General features: G+C 48.6%; 20 protein-coding genes and 3 tRNA genes. 14 read left to right on the top strand and 9 right to left on the bottom strand.

Annotated features, from left to right (window positions below; all coding sequences use genetic code 11):
* Positions 1–98 precede the first annotated feature (98 nt).
* Entirely contained in the window at positions 99–1,304 is a 1,206-nt protein-coding gene (locus AC2T15_RS07340; protein ID WP_486777891.1) for a tyrosine-type recombinase/integrase, read from the bottom strand.
* A 168-nt stretch (positions 1,305–1,472) separates the two neighbouring features.
* A tRNA-Leu gene (locus AC2T15_RS07335) sits at positions 1,473–1,559 on the bottom strand.
* Between the two features lie 107 nt (positions 1,560–1,666).
* Here AC2T15_RS07335 and queA point away from each other — a divergent pair.
* From queA to secF, 5 genes are read left to right on the top strand one after another with little or no spacing between them, the layout of a single operon-like run.
* Positions 1,667–2,704, top strand: a complete 1,038-nt coding sequence (queA, locus tag AC2T15_RS07330; protein ID WP_486777890.1) for a tRNA preQ1(34) S-adenosylmethionine ribosyltransferase-isomerase QueA — start codon at positions 1,667–1,669, stop codon at positions 2,702–2,704.
* A 15-nt stretch (positions 2,705–2,719) separates the two neighbouring features.
* Entirely contained in the window at positions 2,720–3,835 is a 1,116-nt protein-coding gene (gene tgt, locus AC2T15_RS07325) for a tRNA guanosine(34) transglycosylase Tgt (protein ID WP_096334893.1), read from the top strand.
* Between the two features lie 37 nt (positions 3,836–3,872).
* Positions 3,873–4,205 (top strand): preprotein translocase subunit YajC, encoded by a 333-nt coding sequence (gene yajC / locus AC2T15_RS07320; RefSeq protein WP_053099824.1) that lies wholly within the window; start codon positions 3,873–3,875, stop codon positions 4,203–4,205.
* 48 nt (positions 4,206–4,253) lie between these two features.
* Complete coding sequence (gene secD / locus AC2T15_RS07315; RefSeq protein ID WP_053099823.1) at positions 4,254–6,116, top strand: protein translocase subunit SecD; 1,863 nt, start codon at positions 4,254–4,256, stop codon at positions 6,114–6,116.
* A 9-nt stretch (positions 6,117–6,125) separates the two neighbouring features.
* The gene (secF, locus tag AC2T15_RS07310) at positions 6,126–7,031 is read left to right on the top strand and encodes a protein translocase subunit SecF (RefSeq protein WP_053099822.1); all 906 of its coding nucleotides are present in this window, start codon (positions 6,126–6,128) and stop codon (positions 7,029–7,031) included.
* A 76-nt stretch (positions 7,032–7,107) separates the two neighbouring features.
* Here secF and AC2T15_RS07305 read toward each other — a convergent pair whose 3' ends face one another.
* The 3 genes from AC2T15_RS07305 to AC2T15_RS07295 all read right to left on the bottom strand — a co-directional run bounded on the left by AC2T15_RS07305 (position 7,108) and on the right by AC2T15_RS07295 (position 12,044).
* Complete coding sequence (locus tag AC2T15_RS07305) at positions 7,108–7,542, bottom strand: OsmC family protein (RefSeq protein ID WP_053099821.1); 435 nt, start codon at positions 7,540–7,542, stop codon at positions 7,108–7,110.
* Between the two features lie 112 nt (positions 7,543–7,654).
* Positions 7,655–11,107: a hybrid sensor histidine kinase/response regulator gene (locus AC2T15_RS07300; RefSeq protein ID WP_486777889.1), complete on the bottom strand. Its 3,453-nt coding sequence runs from the start codon at positions 11,105–11,107 to the stop codon at positions 7,655–7,657.
* Between the two features lie 73 nt (positions 11,108–11,180).
* Positions 11,181–12,044, bottom strand: a complete 864-nt coding sequence (locus AC2T15_RS07295; protein WP_486777888.1) for a DUF6685 family protein — start codon at positions 12,042–12,044, stop codon at positions 11,181–11,183.
* Positions 12,045–12,276: 232 nt separating this feature from the next.
* Here AC2T15_RS07295 and AC2T15_RS07290 point away from each other — a divergent pair, with 232 nt between their 5' ends.
* Positions 12,277–13,026: a sulfite exporter TauE/SafE family protein gene (locus AC2T15_RS07290; protein ID WP_486777887.1), complete on the top strand. Its 750-nt coding sequence runs from the start codon at positions 12,277–12,279 to the stop codon at positions 13,024–13,026.
* 50 nt (positions 13,027–13,076) lie between these two features.
* Here the strand turns inward: AC2T15_RS07290 and AC2T15_RS07285 are convergent, their stop codons facing one another.
* Entirely contained in the window at positions 13,077–14,465 is a 1,389-nt protein-coding gene (locus AC2T15_RS07285) for a class II fumarate hydratase (protein WP_486777886.1), read from the bottom strand.
* Between the two features lie 17 nt (positions 14,466–14,482).
* Positions 14,483–14,659, bottom strand: coding sequence for a DUF2897 family protein (locus tag AC2T15_RS07280; RefSeq protein ID WP_064496070.1), 177 nt, complete (start codon positions 14,657–14,659; stop codon positions 14,483–14,485).
* A 139-nt stretch (positions 14,660–14,798) separates the two neighbouring features.
* On the opposite strand from AC2T15_RS07280, the gene pyrF reads away from it, so the two are divergent.
* Positions 14,799–15,488: an orotidine-5'-phosphate decarboxylase gene (gene pyrF, locus AC2T15_RS07275; protein WP_286593872.1), complete on the top strand. Its 690-nt coding sequence runs from the start codon at positions 14,799–14,801 to the stop codon at positions 15,486–15,488.
* An 11-nt stretch (positions 15,489–15,499) separates the two neighbouring features.
* On the opposite strand, the gene AC2T15_RS07270 is transcribed toward pyrF, so the two are convergent.
* Both AC2T15_RS07270 and ttcA read right to left on the bottom strand, forming a co-directional pair.
* A complete protein-coding gene (locus AC2T15_RS07270) occupies positions 15,500–16,684 on the bottom strand; it encodes an MFS transporter (protein WP_486777885.1) in 1,185 nt (394 codons plus the stop codon).
* Between the two features lie 94 nt (positions 16,685–16,778).
* Positions 16,779–17,603, bottom strand: a complete 825-nt coding sequence (gene ttcA, locus AC2T15_RS07265; RefSeq protein ID WP_053106611.1) for a tRNA 2-thiocytidine(32) synthetase TtcA — start codon at positions 17,601–17,603, stop codon at positions 16,779–16,781.
* 326 nt (positions 17,604–17,929) lie between these two features.
* Here ttcA and AC2T15_RS07260 point away from each other — a divergent pair, with 326 nt between their 5' ends.
* The 7 genes from AC2T15_RS07260 to AC2T15_RS07230 all read left to right on the top strand — a co-directional run bounded on the left by AC2T15_RS07260 (position 17,930) and on the right by AC2T15_RS07230 (position 24,175).
* A complete protein-coding gene (locus AC2T15_RS07260) occupies positions 17,930–19,153 on the top strand; it encodes an aspartate aminotransferase family protein (protein ID WP_286593874.1) in 1,224 nt (407 codons plus the stop codon).
* Positions 19,154–19,218: 65 nt separating this feature from the next.
* Entirely contained in the window at positions 19,219–19,494 is a 276-nt protein-coding gene (locus AC2T15_RS07255; RefSeq protein ID WP_053102590.1) for a hypothetical protein, read from the top strand.
* Between the two features lie 114 nt (positions 19,495–19,608).
* On the top strand, positions 19,609–22,236 hold the full coding sequence (gene alaS, locus AC2T15_RS07250; RefSeq protein ID WP_486777884.1) for an alanine--tRNA ligase: 2,628 nt from the start codon (positions 19,609–19,611) through the stop codon (positions 22,234–22,236).
* A 71-nt stretch (positions 22,237–22,307) separates the two neighbouring features.
* Positions 22,308–23,543 (top strand): aspartate kinase, encoded by a 1,236-nt coding sequence (locus tag AC2T15_RS07245; protein WP_486777883.1) that lies wholly within the window; start codon positions 22,308–22,310, stop codon positions 23,541–23,543.
* Between the two features lie 132 nt (positions 23,544–23,675).
* Positions 23,676–23,858 carry a carbon storage regulator CsrA gene (gene csrA / locus AC2T15_RS07240; RefSeq protein ID WP_053099810.1) on the top strand — a complete coding sequence of 61 codons (183 nt, stop codon included), beginning with the start codon at positions 23,676–23,678 and terminating at the stop codon, positions 23,856–23,858.
* Between the two features lie 66 nt (positions 23,859–23,924).
* A tRNA-Ser gene (locus AC2T15_RS07235) sits at positions 23,925–24,015 on the top strand.
* An 83-nt stretch (positions 24,016–24,098) separates the two neighbouring features.
* Positions 24,099–24,175, top strand: a tRNA-Arg gene (locus AC2T15_RS07230).
* The last annotated feature ends 47 nt before the right edge of the window (positions 24,176–24,222 follow it).

The following is a 24,222-nucleotide window of genomic DNA, read 5'->3' as shown; positions in this document are numbered from 1 at the left end:
CTCTAAGTAGGGTAGCTTCGAGCCATCTCGTAAGCTTGTTTGTATATTAGTTCGCGATCGCGAACAGGTCAAGCGGATGTAGTGACCGTTTGTCGGGTTTACTCTTTATCATCTGATGACGCCAAAGCGTCTAAATAACAAGCGTACCACTGCATCATTTTAGCTCTTTGTTCAAGGTATTGAGCCTTGTTGTAAACCCCTGCAATACCTCCCTCCACGTGAGCGAGCTGCGCTTCAACGTGATCCTTTGGCCAGTCGTGCTCTCTAAGTAGTGTGCTTGCAGTGTGTCTAGCCCCATGACCGACCATTTTCCCTTTATAGCCAATTCGGTTAAAAACACCGTTGATAGTGTTCTCACTAATTACTGGGTTTTTATTACCGATGCCGGGGAAGGCATACTGGCTTCTCCCAGTAAGCGAGAATAGAAACTTTAGCTTTTCAACAGCTTGGGTTGGTAGTGGTGACACATAATCCCTGCGCATCTTCATCTTCTCTGCTGGAACGGTCCAAATAGCATTATCCAGATCAAACTCAGACCATTCCGCAAAGCGCACCATTCCAGGTCGAGCGGCAGTGTATATGCACAGCCATGCTGCAGTAAGGGCAATAGGTCGGCTTTTTGAATCATGTAAGGCGCGCAAAAAGTCAGGCAGTTCCTTTTCAGTAAGGTGTGGGTAGTGCTCTGTTTCAGGGGCTTTCTTTGCAACTTCTCCTAGCCGAGCGGCTGGGTCGTTGTCAGTCAAACCAGAGGCAATAGCAAAGCCAAAAATTTGATTTACCCATCCGCGAACTTTTTCAGCAATATTAAATGCGCCGCGTTTTTCTATGTTAGCTTGAAGGGCCACACAATCAGCGCGAGTTATATCATCAAGTGATAGATGCCCAAGGGCTGGGAGAATATCTTTGTGAAGATAGGCTATGACTTTATCTGTTGTGCTCTTACTAAGCCCATGCGTTAACTTATAATTTAGCCACTGCTCAGCAACTGTTTTGAATAGCTTTGCGTTTGTATCCTGAGTTTTTTGGGATACAGAAATATCATGTCCACGACTTAGTTGATCCTGCAAAGCTTTGGCTTTTTCGCGTGCTAGTGCACCGCTCACTTCAGGATAAGCGCCTAGCCCCATCCACGCCCATTTATTGTCAGGTTTTTTATAACGAAGCTGCCATGACTTACTGCCAGCGCTAGTTACACGGAAGTAAAGACCAGGACTGTCTAGCTCTCGGTATTCTTTTTCTTCGGGCTCAAGTTTATTTAATACAGTGTCCGCAAGAGGGCGGCGCTTAATTTCATTTCTTTTCATGAGACTGTGTGTATCCCAAAGTTCGATTTTTGGCGAGGATACAAGAGGGGATACAGGGCGGCAAGGGCTATAGCGCTTTATGCTGCTGCATGTTTCTTTATGAAATGCTTGAGTTTGCTGGGTTTCAGCTATCAGAGGGGTGTGTTGCGTGATGTTACATTGTTGGAATGGTGCCTCGGGGGAGAATCGAACTCCCACGTTGTTACCAACGGCGGATTTTGAATCCGCTGCGTCTACCAATTCCGCCACCGAGGCATGGCGCGAAAGTATAGAGATGCACAGCCTATTGGTCAAATGTTTTTTCATGGTTATTTTAGACGGTTTCCGCTAAGCTTTAGCGTTTTGCAGATTGAAGAAAAGTCATGCGCGTTGAGCAGTTTCATTTTGATTTACCCGATGAGCTCATTGCTCGTTATCCGTTAGCGGAGCGCAGAGCCAGCCGTCTTTTAATGCTAAAAGCAGGTGAGGCACTGCAGCATCAACAGTTCTCTGACTTATTAGCTGAAATTCAGCCAGGCGATCTGATGGTGTTTAATAACACGCGGGTGATTCCAGCACGTTTATTTGGCCAAAAAACTACCGGCGGTAAACTTGAGGTGCTGGTTGAGCGTGTGCTTGATGAGCATCGGGTATTAGCGCATGTCCGCGCCAGTAAGGCGCCTAAAGTAGGGGCTTTGCTTGAGTTTTCGGGATTTCAGGCCAGCATGCTCGCCCGTCATGATAGCTTGTTTGAGTTAGCCTTTGTTCAGTCGGTACTGCAGGTGCTGCAGCAAATCGGCCATATGCCATTGCCGCCTTATATTGATCGAGCGGATGAGCTGGCTGACCGTGAACGGTATCAAACCGTTTATGCGCAAACTGCAGGGGCAGTGGCGGCGCCAACCGCTGGCCTGCACTTTGATCAAGCCATGCTAGATGCCCTAGCCGCTAAAGGTGTGGAGCAAGCCTTTGTGACCTTGCACGTAGGCGCGGGCACCTTTCAGCCCGTACGAGTTGAGACCATTGAACAGCATCACATGCACAGTGAATGGCTTGAGGTGAGTCCTGCAGTAGTAGAAGCCGTTGAGGCGTGTAAAGCGCGTGGAGGGCGGGTAATTGCAGTAGGGACTACCAGTGTCCGCTCTTTAGAGACTGCAGCGTTATCTGGTAAGATTCAGCCCTTTACTGGTGATACGGATATTTTTATCTACCCAGGTAAAACCTTTAATGTCGTGGATGCCTTGGTGACTAACTTTCACTTACCTGAATCAACCTTGTTGATGTTGGTCAGTGCATTTGCCGGTTATCACGAAACCATGGCTGCCTATCACGCGGCGGTGGCGAATAAGTATCGATTTTTTAGTTACGGTGACGCAATGTTTTTAACCCGTCATCCGCAGCCTAGTATTCCAGAGGAATAATTGTTTATGTCTTTTATGCAGTTTGAGTTATTAGCGACCGAGGGTAAGGCGCGTCGTGGACGCCTGACGTTTCCCCGAGGTGTCGTTGAAACTCCTGCCTTTATGCCTGTTGGTACATACGGCACCGTTAAGGGCATGTTGCCGCGTGATATTGAGGCGATTGGCGCCCATATGATCCTGGGTAATACCTTTCACCTATGGCTGCGTCCGGGCACGGAAGTGATTCAACAGCAGGGTGATCTGCACAACTTTATGCAGTGGCAAGGCCCTATTTTAACCGACTCTGGTGGTTTCCAAGTATTTAGCTTGGGTGCTATGCGTAAGATCAAGGAAGAGGGGGTGTACTTCTCTTCACCGGTGGATGGGCGCAAAGTATTTATGGGGCCAGAAGAGTCGATGCAGGTGCAGCGTGCACTAGGCTCGGATGTGGTGATGATTTTTGATGAGTGCACGCCGTATCCGGCCGAACACGACGTGGCTAAGCGCTCGATGGAATTATCGCTGCGTTGGGCGAAACGCTCGAAGATTGCCCATGGCGATAATCCTTCGGCTTTATTTGGGATTGTTCAAGGCGGTATGTATCAAGACTTGCGTATGCGCTCGTTAGAAGGGCTGTGTGAGATTGGCTTTGATGGACTGGCGATTGGCGGATTATCGGTCGGCGAACCGAAAGAAGAAATGATCAAAGTGTTGGATTATCTACCTGAGCAAATGCCAGCTGATAAGCCTCGTTATTTAATGGGAGTGGGCAAGCCCGAGGATTTAGTCGAAGGCGTACGCCGTGGAGTGGACATGTTTGACTGTGTAATGCCCACTCGTAATGCCCGTAATGGACATTTATTTGTTGAGACAGGGGTGATTAAAATTCGTAATGCGGTACACCGGCATGATGAGTCACCGCTAGATCCAAGCTGCGACTGCTATACTTGCCAACACTTTAGTCGAGCCTACTTGCATCACTTAGATAGATGTAAAGAAATGCTCGGTAGTATGCTAAACACCATACACAATTTGCGACATTACCAGCGTTTAATGGCGGGTTTACGAGAGGCCATTGAACAGGGTACATTGAGCGCCTTTGTCGATGAGTTTTATGCGCGACGTGGTTTACCTACGCCGCCATTAAATTAATACATTAATTAAAATCTAGAGTTACAGGAGCTGAACCATGAGTTTTTTTATTCCTGCGGCATTTGCTGATACTGCAGCTGGCGCGCCTCCCGGTGGTGAATATATGCAATTTATTTTGCTCGCCGGTTTTTTAGTGATCTTTTACTTAATGATCTGGCGTCCACAGGCCAAGCGTGCAAAAGAGCATCGCAACTTGGTTCAAGGATTACAAAAAGGTGATGAAGTAGTGACCGGTGGCGGGATTGTTGGAAAAGTTGTGAAAGTAAGCGATGACTTTTTAGTCCTGGCTGTTTCTGACACGGTTGAGCTAAAAGTTCAAAAAAGTGCCGTGGTAGCAGCCTTACCTAAAGGCACCTTAAAAGCTATTTAAGTTTATTCACAGGGCGTTTATCGCCCTGTGTCATTTACGGGCGGAACCATGCTCAACAAATACCCTCTTTGGAAGTATGTGCTGATTCTAGCCATACTGACTATCAGTTTTATCTACTCTGCGCCTAACCTCTATCCGGATGATCCTTCTATTCAGATTACTGGCTCCAGCAGTGCCTTAGTATTAGAGCAAGCTGATCTGGATCGCGCCGCAGCGGCCTTACAAGCAGCCAATATTCCAGTTAAGGCAACCGAGCTTAGCGCGCGTGGTGGTTTATTGCGGCTCACTGCTCGGGATGATCAGCTTCCAGCAAAAGAAGTCGTGCGTCGTGCTTTAGGTGATGAGTACGTTGTCGCGCTCAACCTAGCGCAAACTACGCCTGATTGGTTGCGTGCATTAGGCGCCAGCCCAATGAAACTGGGCCTTGATTTATCCGGTGGTGTACACTTTCTTTTAGAAGTGGATATGGAAAAAGCCATCGATGCACGGCTAAAAGTCTACGACAGCGAAGTGAAAAGCTTGCTGCGTAAAGAACGTATTCGCTATCGCACCCAAGGAGCACTAGAAAATGGTGTGCAGCTTGGGTTTAATGATGCCGACTCACTGAATAAAGCTCGCGCGTTAATTCGTAAAGATTACCTAGAGCTTGAGCAGAGCGTGGTAGAGCGTAATGGTATTTCAGTGCTGCAATTGCACTTAAGCCAAGCCAAACTGACCGAAATTCGTGAGTACTCGATTAAACAAAACTTAACGACTGTGCGTAATCGGGTTAACGAGCTAGGTGTGGCTGAGCCTTTAGTTCAGCGCCAGGGCGCCAACCGGATTGTGGTGGAGTTACCCGGTGTGCAAGATACTGCGGAAGCCAAGCGAATTTTGGGTAAAACGGCCAGTTTGGAGTTTCGTTTAGCTGCTGAAATGGATGCACCACGCGCCACGACCGAAATGTTTGAGTTTCGTGAAGAAGGGCGTCCAGCGGTTGCTTTAGAGCGCAGCGTGATTATTACCGGTGACCAAGTCACTGATGCTCAGGCTTCTTATGATGAAAATGGCCGCCCACAAGTGAATATTCGCTTAGATGGGCGCGGCGGTGATTTAATGAACCGCGCTACCCGCAACAGCATTAATCGCAGTATGGCGGTGATTTTCATTGAGCAGCGCCCAGTGACAACTTATGTTAAGCAAGAAGTTGAGGGTAAGCTGCAAGAAGTTGAAGTGCAGAGCTTTAAAGAAGAAAAGAAAATCATTAGCCTAGCCACAATTCAGTCGGCCTTAGGTAGCCAGTTCCGTATTACTGGATTAAACGGCCAAGGCGAATCCTCTGAACTGGCGCTATTGCTGCGCGCCGGTGGTTTAGCGGCACCGATGTACTTTGCTGAAGAGCGCACCATTGGCCCAAGCCTTGGAGCGGAAAATATTCAGTTAGGGGTGAAGGCAGCGTTGTGGGGCTTCTTATTTGTCGCCATCTTTATTGTGCTGATTTATAAGGTGTTTGGCCTATTGGCGACCATTGCCCTGAGCTTAAACATGGTAAACCTAGTGGCAATGATGTCGATTCTCGGTGCCACTTTAACGTTGCCGGGAATTGCCGGGATCGTACTGACCATGGGGATGGCGGTGGATGCCAACGTGCTGATTTTCTCACGTATTCGCGAGGAAATAGCAAATGGCATGCCGATTCAGCGCGCTATTCATGAAGGCTTTGATAAAGCTTACTCAGCAATTGTGGATGGCAACCTCACCACTTTATTGGTGGGAGCGATTCTATTTGCCATGGGTACCGGGCCAATTAAAGGCTTTGCGGTGACTATGTCATTGGGTATTGTCACCTCAATGTTCACGGCGATTATGGTGACACGAGCCATGGTTAACATTGTATATGGCGGTCGTCAGGTTAAAAAACTGTGGATTTAAGAGGCCAAGATGAAACGAATTATTAACTTTATGGGTGTACGCCATGTGGCGTTTGCACTGACAGTGCTACTCACCTTGGCCAGCCTTGCCAGTTTGGCAGTGAAAGGCCTGAACTTTGGTTTGGACTTTACTGGCGGTACCTTGATTGAGTTGCAGTATGAGCAGGCAGCTGACCTGAATAAAGTTCGGGATCAGCTGCATTCAGGTGGTTATGCTGATGCGGTAGTGCAAAGCTTTGGCGCGGTGACGGATGTGTTGGTACGGATGCCAGGCGATGACCCAGACCTTGGGAAAAAAGTCGCGGCGGTACTCACGCAAGACAGTGAGCAACTGAGCATTAAGCGCGTTGAGTTCGTAGGGCCTGCAGTGGGCGAGGAGTTACGAGAGCAAGGTGGTTTAGGCATGTTGCTGGCGATGGCTGGGATCATGGTGTACTTAGGCTTTCGCTTCCAATGGAAGTTTGGCATTGGCGCACTGGTGGGCTTATTTCACGACGTGATTGTCACCTTGGGGGTGTTTTCCTTCTTCCAGTTACAATTTGATCTCACAGTGTTGGCAGCGGTGTTAGCGATTATTGGATACTCGCTTAACGATACCATTGTTGTGTTTGACCGAATTCGGGAGAATTTCCGGATTCTGCGTAACACTGGCTTGGTAGAAAACATTAACATCTCTGTTACCCAAACCTTGCTGCGTACCTTGGCTACTTCGATCTCCACTTTATTGGCGGTGTCGGCCTTAATGGTCTTTGCTGGCGATAACTTATGGGGCTTTGCTTTGGCGTTGTTTATCGGGGTCACTGCAGGTACTTACTCTTCGATCTTTATTTCCTGTATTGCCTTAATTTGGCTAAAACTGGTGCCAGAGGATTTGATTCCACCAGCACCTACTGAAGAAGTCGACGAGATGCCATAACTTGCTTTTCGCGAGTCAATAAAAATGCCGGTGCTTATATTAAGCACCGGCATTTTTTATTTTAATGACTAATTGATTAAGCGACGACGGCTTTAATCATGGTGCCATTGATTAGGTTGTCGGCGATTGGGCAGCGACGCTCAATTTCTTCAAGGAAGGTTTGCTTTTGTTCTTGGCTGAGATCGGCATCAATATCAACTTTCAGGCGCACTTCAGAAAAACCTGCGCGGTTTTCAGTGGCTTTACCCATTAAACGATCAGTATCAAAATCCGCTTCAATTTCAAACTGCATACCACGTAAGGCAATTTTTTGTTGGTGCGCAACGATGCGGCCAATGGTGCCTAAGCAACCGGCCAGAGCACCAATTAAAAAGTCAGGAGGGGTAGGCCCTTTGTCGGCACCGCCGGCATTTTTCGGCTGGTCCATATAGATGGTGTGTCCACCAGCTTGTACTTCTACAGTCATGCCGGCTGTCATGCTGGCGGTTGCAGTAATGGTCTTAACGGCCATAGGTTACTCCTAGTTAATAAATTTATTACCCATGGGAGTATATAAAAAAGCGGTGTTTTAGTTAAGTGCTGGCTAGTGCCAGCACTGTTTTTTCAAAGCTATTTTATTGCGATTATTTAATCGAGTTCAGTAAGGCGCGTAACGGTGCAGGCTTCACCGGCTTAGTAAAGAAACTGAGGTTATGTTGCTGCACACTGTGCAAGGTTTCCTCGCGACCATCTGCGCTGATAATAACGCCTTTAAAGTCTTCGCCCAGTTGGCTGCGTAGCCAGCTCATCAGATTAAGCCCAGTCTCGCCATGATCGAGGTGAAAATCGACTAGGGCAATATCTGGCGTAAAGCCTTCGGCTAAAATGGCTTGGCAGTCGGCTTGGGTTTTAGCCAAGCGTACTTCACAGCCCCAGCGAGTGAGTAAGCTTTGCATCCCTAGTAAAATACTTTCTTCATTATCAATGCACAGTACCGATAAATTGCTTAGCCCCTGACTTTGGGTGGTTATAGTGGGTTGAACTACTGGCGCTTGCGGTGCGGCAAAGGTCCGCGGCACGCTGATACTAAACACACTGCCTTTGCCTTGAATCGAGCGCACATCAATCGGGTGGTTGAGTACTCGCGCTAAGCCATCGGCAATCGCTAGACCCAGGCCAAGCCCTTTTTCTTCACGGGTTTGGTGGCTATCTAGGCGCTTAAACTCTTCAAAGATGAACTCCAGTTTGTCTTCAGGAATGCCTTGACCTTGATCCCATACTTCAATTCTGACGCGTTCTTGGTTAGCCCGAACGCCTAGCAGTACGCGACCATTGGCATAGCGAAACGAGTTGGTGAGAAAGTTCTGCACAATCCGGCGCAGTAAACGAGGGTCACTCTCCACTGATACATCAAGGGTTTTTAGTCTAAAGTCTACACCTTGTTGCTGGGCTAAGGCTTTAAATTCTTCACCCAGGGCTTCAAGCCAAGGTTTTAGCGCAAATGCTTGCATACTATGGCTGATCCGCCCACCTTCTAGGCGTGAAATATCGAGCAGGTCACTGATCAAGTCTTCGGCTGAGCGCAGTGAGCTATCAAGATTCTTGACTAGGGTCTGGGCTTCGCTAGGTAGCGCTTCTTGGTGGGCTAAAGCCGCTGAGAACAGACGAGCCGCATTTAAGGGCTGCATTAGGTCATGGCTAACTGCCGCTAAAAAACGCGATTTTGATTCATTGGCTGACTCGGCAAATTGCTTGGCATCTTCTAATGCAAGGTTCAGCTGAGACAGTTCATGGGTGCGCTCTAAGACGCGGTGTTCAAGGCTTTCGTTGGCTTCTTTAAGAGCATTTTCGGCTTGGCGGAATGCGGTAATGTCGGTAAAACTCATCACAAAACCGCCACCTGGCATCGGGTTACCAATTAGCTCAATCACCCGGCCATTGGGAAATAACCGCTCAGAGGTGTGTGCGGTACCTTGGCGCATCCAGTACAAGCGCTTGGTGACGTGGGCATCCACATCTCCTGGGCCACATAAGCCGGCCTTGGCATTGTGTCGAATAATGTCAGCAATTGGCCGGCCTACTTGAACTAAGCCTTCAGGGTAATTAAACAGTTTGAGGTAGCGGTTGTTCCACGCAACTAAGCGTAATGAGCGGTCCACAACACTGATGCCTTGGGTGATGTTTTCAATCGCACCTTGCAGTAGGGTACGGTTAAATTGCAAGACTTCAGAGGCTTCACCGACGATGCGCACTACATCCTCAACATGCATTTCTCGGCCTTCAATTGCCGCTTTTACTACCACTCGGGTAGAGGAGGCACCAAGCACCCCGGTTAATAAACGTTCGGTGTGGGCAATCCAGTCACCGCTGGCAGTATCTTGGGGATTAAACTCTTTTCCTTTACGGTAAGAAAAGCGCACAAAACTTTGCCGCGCTCGTTCTTCGCCTACAAAACGACTGGCTAGAGTGAGTAGGTCGTTAATTTGTACCGATAAGGTATTGCGCGAACCTACATGTTGGCCAATAAAACGATTGGCTTGCCAGTGCTCAGAAACTCGGGTGCGGGAGGTTAGCGAGACCAATACAAAGACTAAAAAGTTACCCGAGAGTGAGAGCAATACCCCAAGGGTGAGCGGATCAATCGGCAGGGAAAATGGATGATTAGCTAAAAAGGTTAGGCCGGGAAAGGCGCTGAGCGACCAGCCCATACTTTGGGCTAGCAAAGGTAAAACCAGAGTGTAGAGCCATAAGCTATAACCGGTAGCTAAGCCTGCGAACACACCTTGACGGTTAGCTGATTTCCAGATCAAAGCGCCAATCATAGCCGGTGCTAGTTGTGTGAGGGCAGCAAAAGCCACCTGACCAATAGTGGCTAAACTGGTGGAGCTGCCCAGTAAGCGATAGCTGACGTAGGCCAATAGCAGCAATAAAATAATGCTTAAGCGCCGTGCGGTGAGCATCCAATAGCTAAAAGCCTCAAATGGGCGCTCACTGGAGCGACGGCGCAATAACAGCGGTAGCAGCAGGTGATTAGAAATCATAATAGACAGGGTGACCGAGGCCACAATGGCCATGCCGGTAGCTGCTGAAGCACCTCCAATAAAGGCCAGTAAAGCCAGTCCCGGATTAGCATCTGCTAAAGGCAGGCTAATCACGTAGGCATCGGGAATGGTGTTAGGCAATAACAGCTTGCCAGCCACCGCAATGGGAATGACAAACAGGGCAATAAGAATCAGGTAGCCAGGAAATAACCAGCGCGCCATGCGAAGATCACGGGACTGAATATTTTCCACTACAGTGACATGAAACTGCCGTGGCAAGGTATAGATCGCCATCATTGCCACACAGGTTTGCACCAGTAGTGCCGGCCAGTTCACGGCTTCGTTGCGGTATTGCTCAAGGGCTGGGGCTTGGGCCGCTTGTACCCATAAATCGCCTACGCCATCAAATAGTCCCCATACTACATATAATCCCACCGCAATAAAGGCGAGTAGTTTGACTAAGGACTCAAAGGCAATGGCTAAAATCATTCCGCGGTGATGTTCAGTAACATCCACATTGCGGGTACCAAATAAGATGGCAAATAATGCCAAGGCCACCGAGACAATTAAGGCGGTGTCTTGGGCCAGTACGCCGGTAGAGTTGCCCGCATTGCCGGTGAGTAAATTAAAGCCCAGCACGATGCCTTTAAGCTGTAAGGCTAGGTAGGGCATGACGCCGACAATACAGATCAGCGTAATGACTACTGCTAAACGTTGGGATTTGCCGTAGCGGGCGGCTAAAAAATCAGCAATCGAGGTGATGTTCTCTTGCTTGCTGATCATCACCATTTTTTTTAGCACCCAAGGGGCAAATAACAGGAGCAAAATTGGCCCGATATAAATCGGTAGAAATGACCAGACTTGTTCTGCGGCCTGACCTACCGAACCAAAAAAAGTCCAGCTAGAGCAGTACACTGCCAGCGACATGCTATAAACCCAGGCTCTAAATTTGGAAGGCAGCGGGGTTTGGCGGCGGTCGCCATAAAATGCAATGGCAAAAAGAGCGGCAATATATGCCAAAGAAACGCCAGCAATTAGCCCAATCGAGAGAGTCATAGCCAGTAATCAATAACCAGATAAAAGTAAAAGAAAGCAGCAGGCACTAAGTTTAGCATGGTCGTGGCCAAGCCTACTTAAGCAGTTGAGTCAGCTCCAGTGCGCCTTGTTTAATCAGCTGGTAGCCCAGGGCTTTGGTGAGCTTGGTGTTTTTGGGCAATAACAGCAATTCAATGCCCTTTAGTTTATTAAGAAAATTAAACCGAACATAGGGCAGTTTATTGCTGACCAGTACATGCATAAATTCTGAGTTGACCCAGAGCGCTTCAGGAATGATTAGGGCATGATAGTTGTGTTTGAGTGCCAACAGCGCCGACTCGATCACCGTATAGCGGGTGAGCAGTGCCGGTAAATCCCAATCAATTTGGCGCAGTTGAGCATACTGCAGCGCACTGGCTAAGGCGTGGGCTTTCTCACTGGAATTGGTTTCCCAAAAGGCGCGCCCCTTTAACCAACTGGCTTGGGTAAGGTTAATACTAGGCGCTTGCTCTAAGTTGGGCAGCGCTTGGCTGAGGGTGTTTTTAAAATCGCTAAAACTGATTATGCCAGCGTTAGGTAATTCGCTGGTGGCCAGCAACTGAGCAAAATCAGTGACCGGCTGCTCGACATATGGTGTGGTTCTTAAGCCATTTATCTGGCAAATACTAAAGCGCTCAAGAGGTAGCACTTCAACTTGAATTAAGTCTTTTAAATAGGCATGAGCTTTGGCTTTATCTTGCTGTACTGGGCCTGACAAAGCATTACTGGGTAGGGCGTAAAAGGTGGCGAGCGGCAGATTACGATTAAAAAACACCTGATTAAATAGGGGGGCTGCGCTAAAGATTGGGCTATTTAAGCAAGGAAAATGGTGAAGCTCTTTGAGCACCGCAGAATGATCGGGCCGAAATAGGCTACTGGTTAACTTTCGGATAAAAGTAGGGGAGCGGGAACTAGTCATAATAGTTTTAACCTTGGGTAAAGGTGTCCATCTGCTATTGATTGGGGGATCGTGTCCGTTTAGGTGCTATTTTGGAAAGGCTGATTATAAATTAAGCAAGATTTTTTTGCTCAATATTAGATTAGAGATAGTGCTCAATTACGCGTATTGTGTAGCCTAGCGCTTGGTCTTCGAGAGCAGATAGCAAGGCTGGCGCTTACCGATTATCAACCGATGACTGCTAGAGAATAAAATGACTGCGATAGATTGGCTTATAAACACCGGGCTTGGCGTGGCGTTAGGGGTGCTGGGCGGCTTGTTTGGAATTGGCGGTGGCTTAATTGCGATTCCTGTATTGGGAATTTTATACGGCTTTGATCAGCAGCTGGCGCAGGGTACAGCTTTAGTGATGGTGGTGCCTAATGTGTTGCTAGGTGTGTATCGCTATCACCAGAAAAATAAATTCAACTTAAAAACCGCCAGTTTGCTTGGAGGTTTTTCTTTTGTTTTATCGTGGATAGGCGCATCGATTGCCGTGGGTTTAGAAGCACAGGTTATGCGCTACTTCTTTGTCGGTTTTTTATTGGTGCTGATGCTGTGGAATCTCACCCAAGTCATTTTTGTGCCACGCGCTGAGCAGCCCGCGCGTGCTTGGGGTTGGTTTGCTGGTTTAGGTGGTTTTGCGGGATTTATGGGCGGCTTATTTGGTGTGGGTGGGGCGGTAGTGGCTACGCCAATTTTGACCCTGTGGTTTGGTTTATCCCAGGTGGTGGCTCAAGGATTGTCGTTAGCTTTAGCTTTGCCCAGTACGTTAGTCACCTTGTCCGCTTATGCGTGGCACCAGCAGGTGCACTGGCCCATTGGCTTGTCACTCTGTGTAGGCGGTTTGCTTGGAGTAAGTTATGGGGTGAAAATCGCCCACCAGTTGCCAGCGCGGCTGATGAAAGCATTATTTAGTGGTTTTTTATTGCTCAGCGCCATTTTATTATTTTATCAAACCTAGCCAGCGCCTAATGAAGTGCTAAGCGCTGGTAGGATTTAAGTAGCAGAGAATTAGTTGGGTGCAAGCATAAGGGCTGGATTAACCCACTGGCTAAACTGCTCATCGGTTACTAAGTTCAGCGCAATCGCTGCTTCGCGCAAGGTAAGGTGTTCGGCGTGGGCTTTTTTAGCAATTTTGGCTGCGTTGTCGTAACCAATGTGTCGATTAAGCGCGGTGACCAGCATTAATCCCTGCTCTAGATGCTGTTGCATCATTTTGGCATTGGGTTGCATATCGGCAACACAGTGGTCTTGGAAGTTTTGGCAGCCATCGGCCAGTAAGCGAATCGACTCTAAAATATTGTGAATAATCACCGGCTTAAACACATTGAGCTGTAAGTGGCCGTGGGTGGCTGCAGTGGTAATGCTGACATCATTACCAATCACTTGGCAGCACAGCATGGACAACGCTTCGCACTGGGTGGGATTGACCTTGCCTGGCATAATTGAGCTGCCTGGCTCATTTTCAGGCAGTAGTACTTCGCCTAAGCCAGCCCGTGGCCCTGAGCCTAGTAAGCGTAGATCATTGGCTAGTTTAATCAGTGTGGTGGCTAGGGTTTTTAGCGCACCGGAGAGATTGACTAACGCTTCTTGGCCAGCGAGGGCGGCGAATTTATTAGGCGCCGAGGTTAGAGGTAGCTGGGTAATTTCAGCCAGTTCTTGGGCGATGGCTTCAGCAAAGCCTTTGGGTGCATTGAGTCCAGTGCCTACCGCGGTGCCGCCTTGGGCTAGCTGTGCTACTTGAGGTAAGGTGGCTTCAATGGTTTGCTTGGCTAAGTCTAGTTGCGCCACAAATGCCGACAGCTCTTGACCGAAACTAATGGGCGTGGCATCCATTAAATGAGTGCGCCCAGTTTTTACCAGATTCATATGCTGCTGAGCTTGTTGTTCGAGCCCATTACGCAAATGTTTAACTGCGGGTAATAGTTGGCTCAGCACGGCCTTGAGCGCGGCAATATGCATCGCGGTAGGAAAGCAGTCATTGGAGCTTTGAGCGCGGTTGACATGATCGTTTGGATGCACGGGCGATTTGCCGCCCCGTGCTTGGCCTGCTAATTCGTTGGCACGGCCAGCGATGACTTCATTGACGTTCATATTGCTTTGGGTGCCACTGCCGGTTTGCCACACCACTAACGGGAAATGCTCATCAAGCTGACCGGCAATGACCTCATCAGCCGCTTGCTCAATCCACTGCGCTAATTCAGGGGTGAGATCACCCAGACGATGGTTAACGCGAGCCGCGGCTTTTTTAATTTGCGCTAAGGCATGGATTACTGCCAGTGGCATGCGTTGCTCGCCAATCACAAAGTTTTGCTTTGAACGTTGGGTTTGGGCACCCCAGTACGCTGCTTGCGGGACATCAATTTGGCCCATGCTATCGGTTTCAATACGTGTCTTCATGGTGATTTCCTGGTCGGTTAGTCTTGCTGCTCTTTAGCTTGTTCTTGGGCTTCAAGTTCAGCGTTACGCTCTTTCATCCGTTCTAGCTTGTCAGGATCAATCGGCATTTTGTTGGCTGAGTTTTTCAGCCAGAGCAGGCTGCCAATAACTGAGCCAAAAATGACAATGATTAATCCCCATAGGTACCAAGGCATAGTTTTCTCCTGTGCTGAGGTTGTGCTTATGCAGTCAGACCCTTGCGCGATTAAATAATTGCCTGGGCTGCTGCGCAAATCAGTCGATTAAATCGGTACAATAGCCTCACTATATCTTGTTTGCATGATTGAGAACCTTATGACCAAACCTATTATTGTTGCGCTAGATTTCCCTACCCATGACGCTGCGTTGGCCATGGCAGCTCGCTTAAACCCCGCGCAGTGCCGAGTGAAAGTAGGTAAAGAGTTATTTACTCGTTGCGGACCGGCGGTAGTTGAGGCCTTACAAGCCAAAGGTTTTGAAGTGTTTTTAGACTTAAAATTTCATGACATCCCTAATACCACCGCAATGGCAGTTAAAGCTGCGGCAGAGTTGGGTGTGTGGATGGTGAATGTGCACTGCTCGGGTGGGCTAAAAATGATGGCCGCTTGCCGTGAGGAGCTGGAAAAGCGCAGCGGAATGAATCCATTATTAATTGGTGTGACGGTATTAACCAGTATGGAGCAGGCGGATTTAGCCGATATTGGTCTTGATCTAGCGCCCCAAGAACAAGTGTTGCGCTTAGCTGGATTAGCTGCCCAGGCTGAGCTAGATGGTTTGGTGTGCTCAGCCCAGGAGGCCGTTGAGCTAAAGAGTAACTTTCCGCAGTTGAGCTTAGTCACCCCTGGCATTCGTCCTGCCGGCAGTGCGGCCAATGATCAAAAGCGGATTTTAACGCCAGCACAGGCAATACAGGCAGGAGCTGATTACTTGGTGGTCGGACGACCTATTACGCAAGCGGCGGATCCGGCACTGATGGTGGAGCAAATTCTACAGAGCTTAAATTAAGCTAAAACCAGTTACAGTTTGCGGGTGCTATACAGCGCCCCCAACAGCACGGTAGCTAAAAACAGAATGAGCCAGTTCCAGTTAAAATGATCCCAAATCCAGCCACTGCTATAGCCCAGTGCACTGGAGCCTAAATAGTAGGTACACAGATACAGTGCTGAAGCTTGGGCTTTGGCGCTGCAGGCTTTTTGCCCAACTAAACCAGAAGCCACTGCATGGGCGGCAAAGAAACCTATGGTAAATAGGCTTAAGCCGAGAATCACGCTAGGCAGCCACAGAGTTAGGCATAAGAGCACGCCTAGTAGCATCAGTCCTAGGCTGCTATTGAGTACGGGTTTAGCGCCAAAGCGTTGAACTAAGCGTCCACTCCAATTAGCACTCACCATACCAAACAAGTAGACCAAAAATAACAGGCCAATCACGGTGGGAGACAGGGCAAACGGCTGTTGTAATAAATGAAAACCAATGTAATTAAACAGCGCCACAAAACTGCCCATTAATAAAAAGGACAGCAAAAACAGGCGGCGTAATTGCGGATTCAGTAAGTGGGTCTTAAAGTTACGGCTTAATCCTACAATGGAAAAAGGTTGTGGCTGAAAGTGTTGGGCAGGCGGCAGTAACCAGATAAAGAGCAAACACGCCAATGCACCTAGGGCAGAAATTCCTCCCAGCGCCAAACTCCAGCCGCCTAGATCACTGAGCCAACCAGCCAGTAAGCGGCCTAATAAGCCGCCGAGTGCGGTACCGCCGACATACAGTCCCATTGCCACTGGCAGCGAGCGGGGAGAAAACTCCTCACCGACATAGGCCATGGCCAGTGCAGGTAAGCTGCTTAAAGCAATGCCCAGCAGGGTGCGTAACACTAAAAGGCTATGCCAGTCACGCACGAGGGCGCAGGCAATGCCAAGGGCGCAGGCGAGCAGTAAGCCAATAGCCATAATGGGTTTACGTCCCCAGCTTTCACTTAAGGCACCCGCTACCAGTAAGCAACAAGCCAAGCTCAAAGTAGTGCTAGATAAGGCCAGGCTACTGCTGGCTGCCGATACCTGAAACGCTTCGGCCAATTGCGGCAGTAAAGGCTGCACACAATACAGCAAGGCAAAGGTGGCAAAGCCGGCACAAAATAGCGCAAGGGTAGCTTTGCGATAAGCGACAGTGCCGCGCTCAATAAAAACTTGCTGGGTGGATTCAGCCATAACCTAACCTTGCGCCTAGTAAATATCAGTGAATACCTTAGCAAGCTAATTAAATAGCTGTCTAATCCTCTGCTAAGGATTTGGGGCACGCGGGCTAGAGCTCGGTTACATCCAGGTAGCGCATTGGGGCAGACTGATCAATCCGTAGGCTCTTAAAGTCAAACAGTTGGGTGTCAGCCAATTGTGAGGGCGCAACATTTTGCAATGAGCGGAACATGATATCCAAACGGCCTGGAGTGCGCTGTTCCCAATCTTGCAGCATGCCTTTAACCACTTGCCGCTGGAGGTTTTCTTGGGAGCCACAGAGATTACAAGGAATAATCGGAAACTCTTTAAGCTCAGCGTATTCGGCAATATCCGTCTCTTTGCAGTAAGCCAGTGGGCGAATCACCACATTGCGACCATCATCCGAGAGTAGCTTGGGTGGCATGGCTTTTAAGGTGCCGCCGTAGAACATATTTAAGAAAAAGGTTTCCAGGATGTCATCACGGTGATGGCCAAGCGCCATTTTGGTCGCGCCAATTTCATCGGCAAAGGTATAGAGCGTGCCACGGCGTAAACGGGAGCACAGCGAGCAGGTGGTTTTACCCTCAGGGATTTTTTCTTTTACCACTGAGTAGGTGTCTTTTTCAATAATATGGTAAGGCACGCCTAACTCTTTAAGATAAGCCGGTAAAACATGCTCCGGAAAGCCGGGCTGTTTTTGGTCCATGTTGACTGCGACTAACTCAAAGGAAATAGGTGCGACCTTTTGTAAATGCAGTAATACATCCAACAAGGTGTAGCTGTCTTTACCGCCAGACAAACAAACCATGATCTTGTCGCCGTCTTCAATCATATTGAAGTCAGTAACCGCTTCACCGGCGAGACGGCGCAGGCGTTTTTGAAGTTTTGCATGTTTGACTGAAAGCGTACTCATTTGATTGTTTTGCATCCACAACGGTAAAAGTGATCATTTTACCTGTTATTGATAGCCAGCGGATAGGGGTAGGTAATTACCTCAGCTGAAAGCTGTGCTTTTACAAGGGCTGCTAGGCTATTTGCAGCAGATCTAGGGTTGACCGAGAGCTATGCTAAACCTAAGCACCGGAGTAGTTCATTAGCAGGAGCGATAAAGATCAGCGCTAAGCGCATTTTATTGCAGCAGTTTTGTGAAAAAAGCAGTAGAGTAATCACCATTTTGGCGAACGTGGTTCGCAGGTGATCAGTGGCACCTTCCACTGTGATTGTTCCTAGGAGAAAATCATGTCAGTTCTAGAGACACCTGTTCAACGGGAAGACTTTGATCAGGTAATGGTTCCCAATTATGCGCCAGCGGGATTTGTTCCGGTTCGAGCACAAGGCTCACGAGTCTGGGATCAAAGTGGTCGAGAATTGATTGATTTTGCCGGTGGTATTGCAGTGAATAGCTTAGGACACTGTCATCCCGCATTAGTCGAGGCGTTAACCCAACAGGCTAACCAGCTATGGCATATCTCTAACGTATTTACCAATGAACCGACGTTACGCTTAGCTAAGCATTTAGTGGCCGCCACCTTTGCCGAGCGAGTGTTTTTTAGTAACTCAGGCGCTGAGGCTAATGAGGCGGCGTTAAAGTTGGCGCGGCGGGTAGCTTTTAATAAGTATGGGGCAGAAAAATACGAGATTATCTCGGCCCTTGATAGCTTTCATGGCCGCACCTTCTTTACGGTTAGCGTAGCTGGGCAGCCGAAGTATTCGGATGGCTTTGGGCCAAAACCTGCTGGTGTTGCCCATGTACCCTTTAACGATTTAGCGGCTTTAGAGGCGCAAATCTCTGATAAAACCTGTGCGGTGATTTTGGAGCCGATTCAGGGTGAAAGCGGTGTGTTGCCGGCGACCCAAAGTTATTTGGAAGGGGTGCGGGCTTTATGCGATAAGCACAATGCGTTGCTGATTTTTGATGAGGTGCAAACTGGCGTCGGTCGTACAGGGCAGCTCTATGCTTACCAGCACTACGGCGTGCAACCCGATATTTTAACAAGTGCGAAAGGGCTGGGTGGCGGTTTTCCGATTTCAGCGATGCTGACCACCGAAGAGCTGGCGCAGCACTTATCCGTAGGGACCCATGGCACCACTTTTGGCGGTAATCCATTAGCCTGTGCTGTGGCTGATCGGGTGCTCAGTATCATTAATAACGAGAGCACCTTGGCTGGCGTACAAGCACGGGGTCAGTATTTTACTGAACGTTTACAGCAGCTTGCTACAGAGTACGGCGTATTTCAGCAAGTGCGTGGCATGGGCTTGTTGCTTGGTGCAGTCTTAAGCGAGGCTTGGCAGGGCAAGGCAGGTGAAGTGCTGAAAGCCGCTGAGCAACAAGGGCTGATGCTCTTGCAAGCAGGGTCTGATGTTGTGCGTTTTGCTCCGAGCTTAGTCATTGAGTACGCGGATATTGATGAAGGGCTTGCGCGTTTAGAGAAAGCCTTGCAACAGCTGTTAGCTCAAGCGTAATCATTTAATCAGTGTTTTTAGCCGCAGGTTTAGCGCCTGCGGCGCTTTTTAGTTAGGTAGCGATAATGAAGTCAGGTTTTGAATTAATCTTAGAAAATGCAGATGGCGAGCTCAGCCAAGTAGAGTGCGGACGCTTTGCTATTAAGTGGCAGGGCAAGGAAATTTGGGTGCAGCACGTCGGCGACGGTCAATTGCTAATGGGCGTTGAAGTCGAAGAAGAGGATAGCGAGTACGCTAATTTAGTGATTCGTCCTTTAGCGACCAACTTAATGAGCCTGCAGCTAGAGATGGACCCTGCAGACGCTGAAGAGCATGTGCATGGACCCGACTGCAACCATTGATCGGTAGCTGACGGTATAGCCTTAATTCGCTATAATGCGCGCCATTATATGCCAAATGGCGATAGTCACAGAAAAACGGTTTATTAGCCGAGCCAACCAAGTCTGGAAGAATTTATGAAAAGCGCAGAAATTCGTGAAGCTTTTCTTCAGTTTTTTGAAGAAAAGGGGCACACCCGTGTAGCTTCAAGCTCTCTTATCCCTGATAACGATCCCACGCTACTTTTTACTAACGCGGGAATGAACCAGTTTAAAGACTGTTTTCTTGGATTAGAAAAGCGCGCCTACACCCGCGCAACTTCCAGCCAAAAGTGTGTCCGTGCTGGCGGTAAACATAATGACTTAGAAAATGTGGGCTATACCGCTCGTCACCATACCTTCTTTGAAATGCTAGGCAACTTTAGCTTTGGTGACTATTTCAAGCGTGATGCGATTCATTACGCCTGGGAGTTTTTAACCTCTGAAAAGTGGTTGAATTTACCGCAAGATAAGCTGTGGGTAACCGTTTACGCCGAAGATGATGAAGCGTATGACATCTGGACCCAAGAAATAGGCGTGCCTGAGGCGCGTATGGTACGCATTGGCGACAATGGCGGCGCCCGTTACGCTTCGGATAACTTCTGGGCTATGGGTGACACTGGACCTTGTGGTCCATGTACGGAGATTTTCTTTGATCATGGCGAACACATTTGGGGTGGCCCTCCAGGTTCGCCAGAAGAAGACGGTGACCGTTATATCGAAATTTGGAATAACGTGTTTATGCAGTACAACCGTACCGCTGATGGCGTTATGCATCCTTTACCTGCGCCTAGCGTAGATACCGGGATGGGGTTAGAGCGGATCAGTGCAGTACTGCAGCATGTGAACTCCAACTATGAAATTGATTTATTCCAAAACCTGTTAGCAGCGTGCGCGCAAGCGATTGGGTGCGCCAATGATGAGGCGCCTTCGTTAAAGGTAGTGGCTGACCACATTCGCTCGTGCAGTTTTTTAATTGCTGATGGTGTGCTACCCAGCAATGATGGCCGGGGTTACGTGTTACGTCGGATTATCCGTCGCGCCTGTCGCCATGGAAATAAGCTAGGTGCTAAGGGCACATTCTTCCATAAAATTGTGGCGGCACTGGTTGCCGAAATGGGGCAAGCCTTCCCTGAGTTAGTGGCTCAGCAAGCGCAGATCGAGCGTATTTTAAAGCTGGAAGAAGAGCAATTTGCTAAAACTCTAGAGCAGGGCCTGCGAATTCTAGAGCAAGACTTAGCGGCATTAGACGGCAGTGTGATTCCTGGGGATGTGGTGTTTAAGCTTTATGACACCTACGGGTTTCCAATGGATTTAACCGCAGACATTGCCCGCGAGCGTGAACTAAGTATTGATGAGGCCGGTTTTACTGCGGCGATGGAGGCTCAGCGTGAGCGCGCCCGTGCGGCTAGCTCCTTTGGCCTGGATTACAACAGCTTAATTAAGTTGGATGCGGCTACTGAATTCTTAGGTTACGAATACACCAAAGCCGATGCAGTGGTGGTGGCCTTGATTAAGCAAGGGGTTGCAGTAGACCAGTTAGCGGAAGGCGATGAAGGGGTAGTGGTGCTGAATCAAACCCCTTTTTATGCTGAATCCGGTGGTCAGGTTGGTGATTGTGGACACTTGCTAGCCAATAATATGCGCTTTGATGTGCAAGATACGACGAAAGCCAGCGATGCCTATTTGCATCAGGGCGTATTAGCTCAAGGGACACTCAAACTGGGTGATACTTTAAGCGCCCAAGTGGCAGCAGATGTACGCCAAGCCACTGCGCTTAATCACTCAGCCACGCACTTATTACATGCGGCTTTACGCAAAGTGCTAGGCGAGCATGTGCAGCAGAAAGGCTCTTTGGTTGATAGTCAGCGTTTGCGTTTTGATTTTAGTCACTTTGAAGCTGTAACGGCGGAACAAATCGCGGCCTTAGAGCAGATGGTAAATGATGAGATTCGTCGCAATACCGCCGTAGCCACTGAAATCACCGATATCGAAAGCGCTAAAGCTAAGGGCGCGATGGCCTTATTTGGTGAGAAGTATGGCGACAGTGTGCGGGTGTTAAGCATGGGCGGTGATTTCTCAGTTGAGCTGTGTGGTGGAATTCACGCAGAACGTACTGGTGATCTAGGTCTGTTTAAAATTATTAGCGAGGGCGGCGTTGCTGCGGGAGTACGCCGGATTGAGGCAATCACTGGCGAGGCGGCGTTAACTTGGCTCAACCAAGCAGAAGAGCAAGTTAAGCAAGCAGCGCAACTGGTTAAAGGTAATCGTGACAATTTACTGGAAAAGCTGGAGCACTTAGTTGAGCACAGTCGCCAGTTAGAAAAGCAGCTAGAGCAATTAAAAGCCAAAGCCGCCAGTGCTGCAGGCAGTGACTTGGCGAGCGAAGCGGTTGAGATTAATGGCGTAAAAGTGCTAGCAGCTCAGCTGGATGGGCTAGATGGTAAAGCTTTATTAGCACTGATTGATCAGTTAAAAAATAAACTCGGCAGTGCTGTGGTGCTCTTGGCCAGTGTGGTTGAGGATAAAGTGGTGCTGGTGGCTGGTGTCACTAAGGATCTGACTGCGACGCTTAAAGCCGGTGACTTAATGCGTGAGGCCGCTGCCGTAGTAGGTGGAAAGGGTGGTGGGCGTCCGGATATGGCGCAAGGCGGCGGTACCGATAGCAGTAAGGTTGCAGAGGCATTGGCGTTAGTGAGTCCGTTTGTAGCCGCACGTAGCAAATAACGCAAAAATCGCCCAAGCAGCCCTTGGGCGATTTTGGTTGGACATTTGGTTTATTAGGGGAGGCAGTTTAAATGGCGTTAATCGTACAAAAGTTTGGTGGAACTTCTGTCGGCTCAACTGAGCGAATTGAGCAAGTGGCTGCCAAAATTAAACAGTTTCGTGCAGATGGGCATGACATTGTGGTGGTCGTATCTGCAATGAGTGGAGAGACCAACCGTTTATTAGCGCTGGCTCAGCAAATTACGGAAAAGCCCTCAAAGCGTGAAATGGATGTAATGGTTTCAACCGGTGAGCAAGTTACAATTGCCTTATTGTCGATGGCATTGATTAAGCAGGGGGTGCCGGCGGTATCTTTTACTGGTGCGCAGATTCCATTAATCACAGACAGTGAATTTAGCAAGGCGCGAATTTTAAGTATCGATGAAAGCAAGGTCCGGGCACAGTTACAAGCGGGCAAAGTGGTGGTAGTGGCTGGGTTTCAGGGGGTAGATGAGCAAGGAAATATTACGACCTTAGGTCGTGGCGGTTCTGACACCACTGCAGTGGCCTTAGCCGCAGCGCTTAAAGCGGACGAGTGCCAAATTTATACGGATGTGGATGGTGTTTACACGACCGACCCACGGGTAGTGCCGCAAGCGAAGCGCCTTGAGCAAATCACTTTTGAGGAAATGCTCGAAATGGCCAGTTTGGGTTCAAAAATTTTGCAAATTCGCGCCGTTGAGTTTGCTGGAAAATATAACGTACCACTGCGTGTATTACACAGTTTTCAAGAAGGGGCGGGCACCCTAATTACTTTAGATGATGAGGATTCCATGGAACAGCCAGTTATTTCAGGTATTGCATTTAGTCGTGATGAAGCCAAGCTGACTATCCGCGGCGTGCCAGATACTCCAGGTGTGGCGTTTAAGATTTTAGGACCGGTGAGTGCGGCCAATATTGAAATAGATATGATCGTGCAAAATGTGGCTAAAGATAACACCACCGATTTTACCTTTACCGTCAATCATTTGGACTATGACAAGGCGTTAGAGGTACTCAATAGTGTCGCTGCGTCTATCGGTGCCCGTGAAGTGGCGGGAACCACTAACATTGCTAAGGTGTCCATCGTAGGTGTCGGCATGCGTTCCCATGCCGGAGTTGCAAGCTGCATGTTTGAGGCTTTAGCCAAAGAAAATATTAATATTCAGATGATTTCCACTTCTGAAATTAAAGTGTCCGTAGTAGTTGAAGAAAAATACTTAGAGCTGGCAGTGCGTGCGCTGCATACCGCCTTTGATTTGGATGCACCTACTAAAAAAACGGAGTAAAAACAGATTTCTGTCTTGCGTGCCAGGATCGCCGCTTATCTGGCGATCCTTGTAAAACTAAGGGATCGTACCCATTAAAAAATATTACAGATGCAGACTGTAACTTTAAATTATGAAATCAAGGAGTAAAGCATGTTAATCCTAACTCGTCGTGTAGGTGAAACGTTAATGGTGGGTGATGAAGTCACTGTCACTGTGCTGGGTGTTAAAGGTAACCAAGTGCGCATTGGTGTGAACGCACCAAAAGAAATCGCAGTCCATCGCGAAGAGATTTATCAGCGCATTCAAAAGGAAAAAGAAGAGGCAAATAATTAATTTAACTATTTTTTAAAAAAAGCTTTGCAAAAGCGGGGCGTTTAGGTATTATACGCCCCGTTGAACGGAGAGGTGGCCGAGAGGCCGAAGGCGCTCCCCTGCTAAGGGAGTACACCTCAAAAGGGTGTCGAGGGTTCGAATCCCTCCCTCTCCGCCATTTTATAGCGCTACTATTAAAAGCTTGGATAAATAAAAAAGTCCTTGTAAAACAAATAGTTAGCAGTATAATGAGCAACATACGCACTCATAGCTCAGCTGGATAGAGTACTCGGCTACGAACCGAGCGGTCGGAGGTTCGAATCCTCCTGAGTGCGCCATATTAGCTTCAAGCGTTAGTGCTGAGGCAAGCAGAAGTGAACTGTAA

It is taken from the genome of Thiopseudomonas sp. SA1F2-1K (assembly GCF_057443035.1).
Note: the sequence above shows the minus strand (reverse complement) of the source record. Positions and strands in the feature narration are given on the sequence as shown.

Excerpts from the sequence above, each read along its gene's own strand:
- AC2T15_RS07295 (WP_486777888.1), bottom strand. The coding sequence starts at position 12,044 with ATGACTAGTTCCCGCTCCCCTACTTTTATCCGAAAGTTAACCAGTAGC.
- AC2T15_RS07245 (WP_486777883.1), top strand. The coding sequence starts at position 22,308 with ATGGCGTTAATCGTACAAAAGTTTGGTGGAACTTCTGTCGGCTCAACT.
- tgt (WP_096334893.1), top strand. The coding sequence starts at position 2,720 with ATGCAGTTTGAGTTATTAGCGACCGAGGGTAAGGCGCGTCGTGGACGC.
- AC2T15_RS07285 (WP_486777886.1), bottom strand. The coding sequence starts at position 14,465 with ATGAAGACACGTATTGAAACCGATAGCATGGGCCAAATTGATGTCCCG.
- AC2T15_RS07280 (WP_064496070.1), bottom strand. The coding sequence starts at position 14,659 with ATGCCTTGGTACCTATGGGGATTAATCATTGTCATTTTTGGCTCAGTT.
- ttcA (WP_053106611.1), bottom strand. The coding sequence starts at position 17,603 with ATGAGTACGCTTTCAGTCAAACATGCAAAACTTCAAAAACGCCTGCGC.
- AC2T15_RS07290 (WP_486777887.1), top strand. The coding sequence starts at position 12,277 with ATGACTGCGATAGATTGGCTTATAAACACCGGGCTTGGCGTGGCGTTA.
- AC2T15_RS07270 (WP_486777885.1), bottom strand. The coding sequence starts at position 16,684 with ATGGCTGAATCCACCCAGCAAGTTTTTATTGAGCGCGGCACTGTCGCT.
- csrA (WP_053099810.1), top strand. The coding sequence starts at position 23,676 with ATGTTAATCCTAACTCGTCGTGTAGGTGAAACGTTAATGGTGGGTGAT.
- pyrF (WP_286593872.1), top strand. The coding sequence starts at position 14,799 with ATGACCAAACCTATTATTGTTGCGCTAGATTTCCCTACCCATGACGCT.
- AC2T15_RS07260 (WP_286593874.1), top strand. The coding sequence starts at position 17,930 with ATGTCAGTTCTAGAGACACCTGTTCAACGGGAAGACTTTGATCAGGTA.
- AC2T15_RS07300 (WP_486777889.1), bottom strand. The coding sequence starts at position 11,107 with ATGACTCTCTCGATTGGGCTAATTGCTGGCGTTTCTTTGGCATATATT.
- alaS (WP_486777884.1), top strand. The coding sequence starts at position 19,609 with ATGAAAAGCGCAGAAATTCGTGAAGCTTTTCTTCAGTTTTTTGAAGAA.
- secD (WP_053099823.1), top strand. The coding sequence starts at position 4,254 with ATGCTCAACAAATACCCTCTTTGGAAGTATGTGCTGATTCTAGCCATA.
- yajC (WP_053099824.1), top strand. The coding sequence starts at position 3,873 with ATGAGTTTTTTTATTCCTGCGGCATTTGCTGATACTGCAGCTGGCGCG.
- AC2T15_RS07255 (WP_053102590.1), top strand. The coding sequence starts at position 19,219 with ATGAAGTCAGGTTTTGAATTAATCTTAGAAAATGCAGATGGCGAGCTC.
- queA (WP_486777890.1), top strand. The coding sequence starts at position 1,667 with ATGCGCGTTGAGCAGTTTCATTTTGATTTACCCGATGAGCTCATTGCT.
- AC2T15_RS07305 (WP_053099821.1), bottom strand. The coding sequence starts at position 7,542 with ATGGCCGTTAAGACCATTACTGCAACCGCCAGCATGACAGCCGGCATG.
- secF (WP_053099822.1), top strand. The coding sequence starts at position 6,126 with ATGAAACGAATTATTAACTTTATGGGTGTACGCCATGTGGCGTTTGCA.
- AC2T15_RS07340 (WP_486777891.1), bottom strand. The coding sequence starts at position 1,304 with ATGAAAAGAAATGAAATTAAGCGCCGCCCTCTTGCGGACACTGTATTA.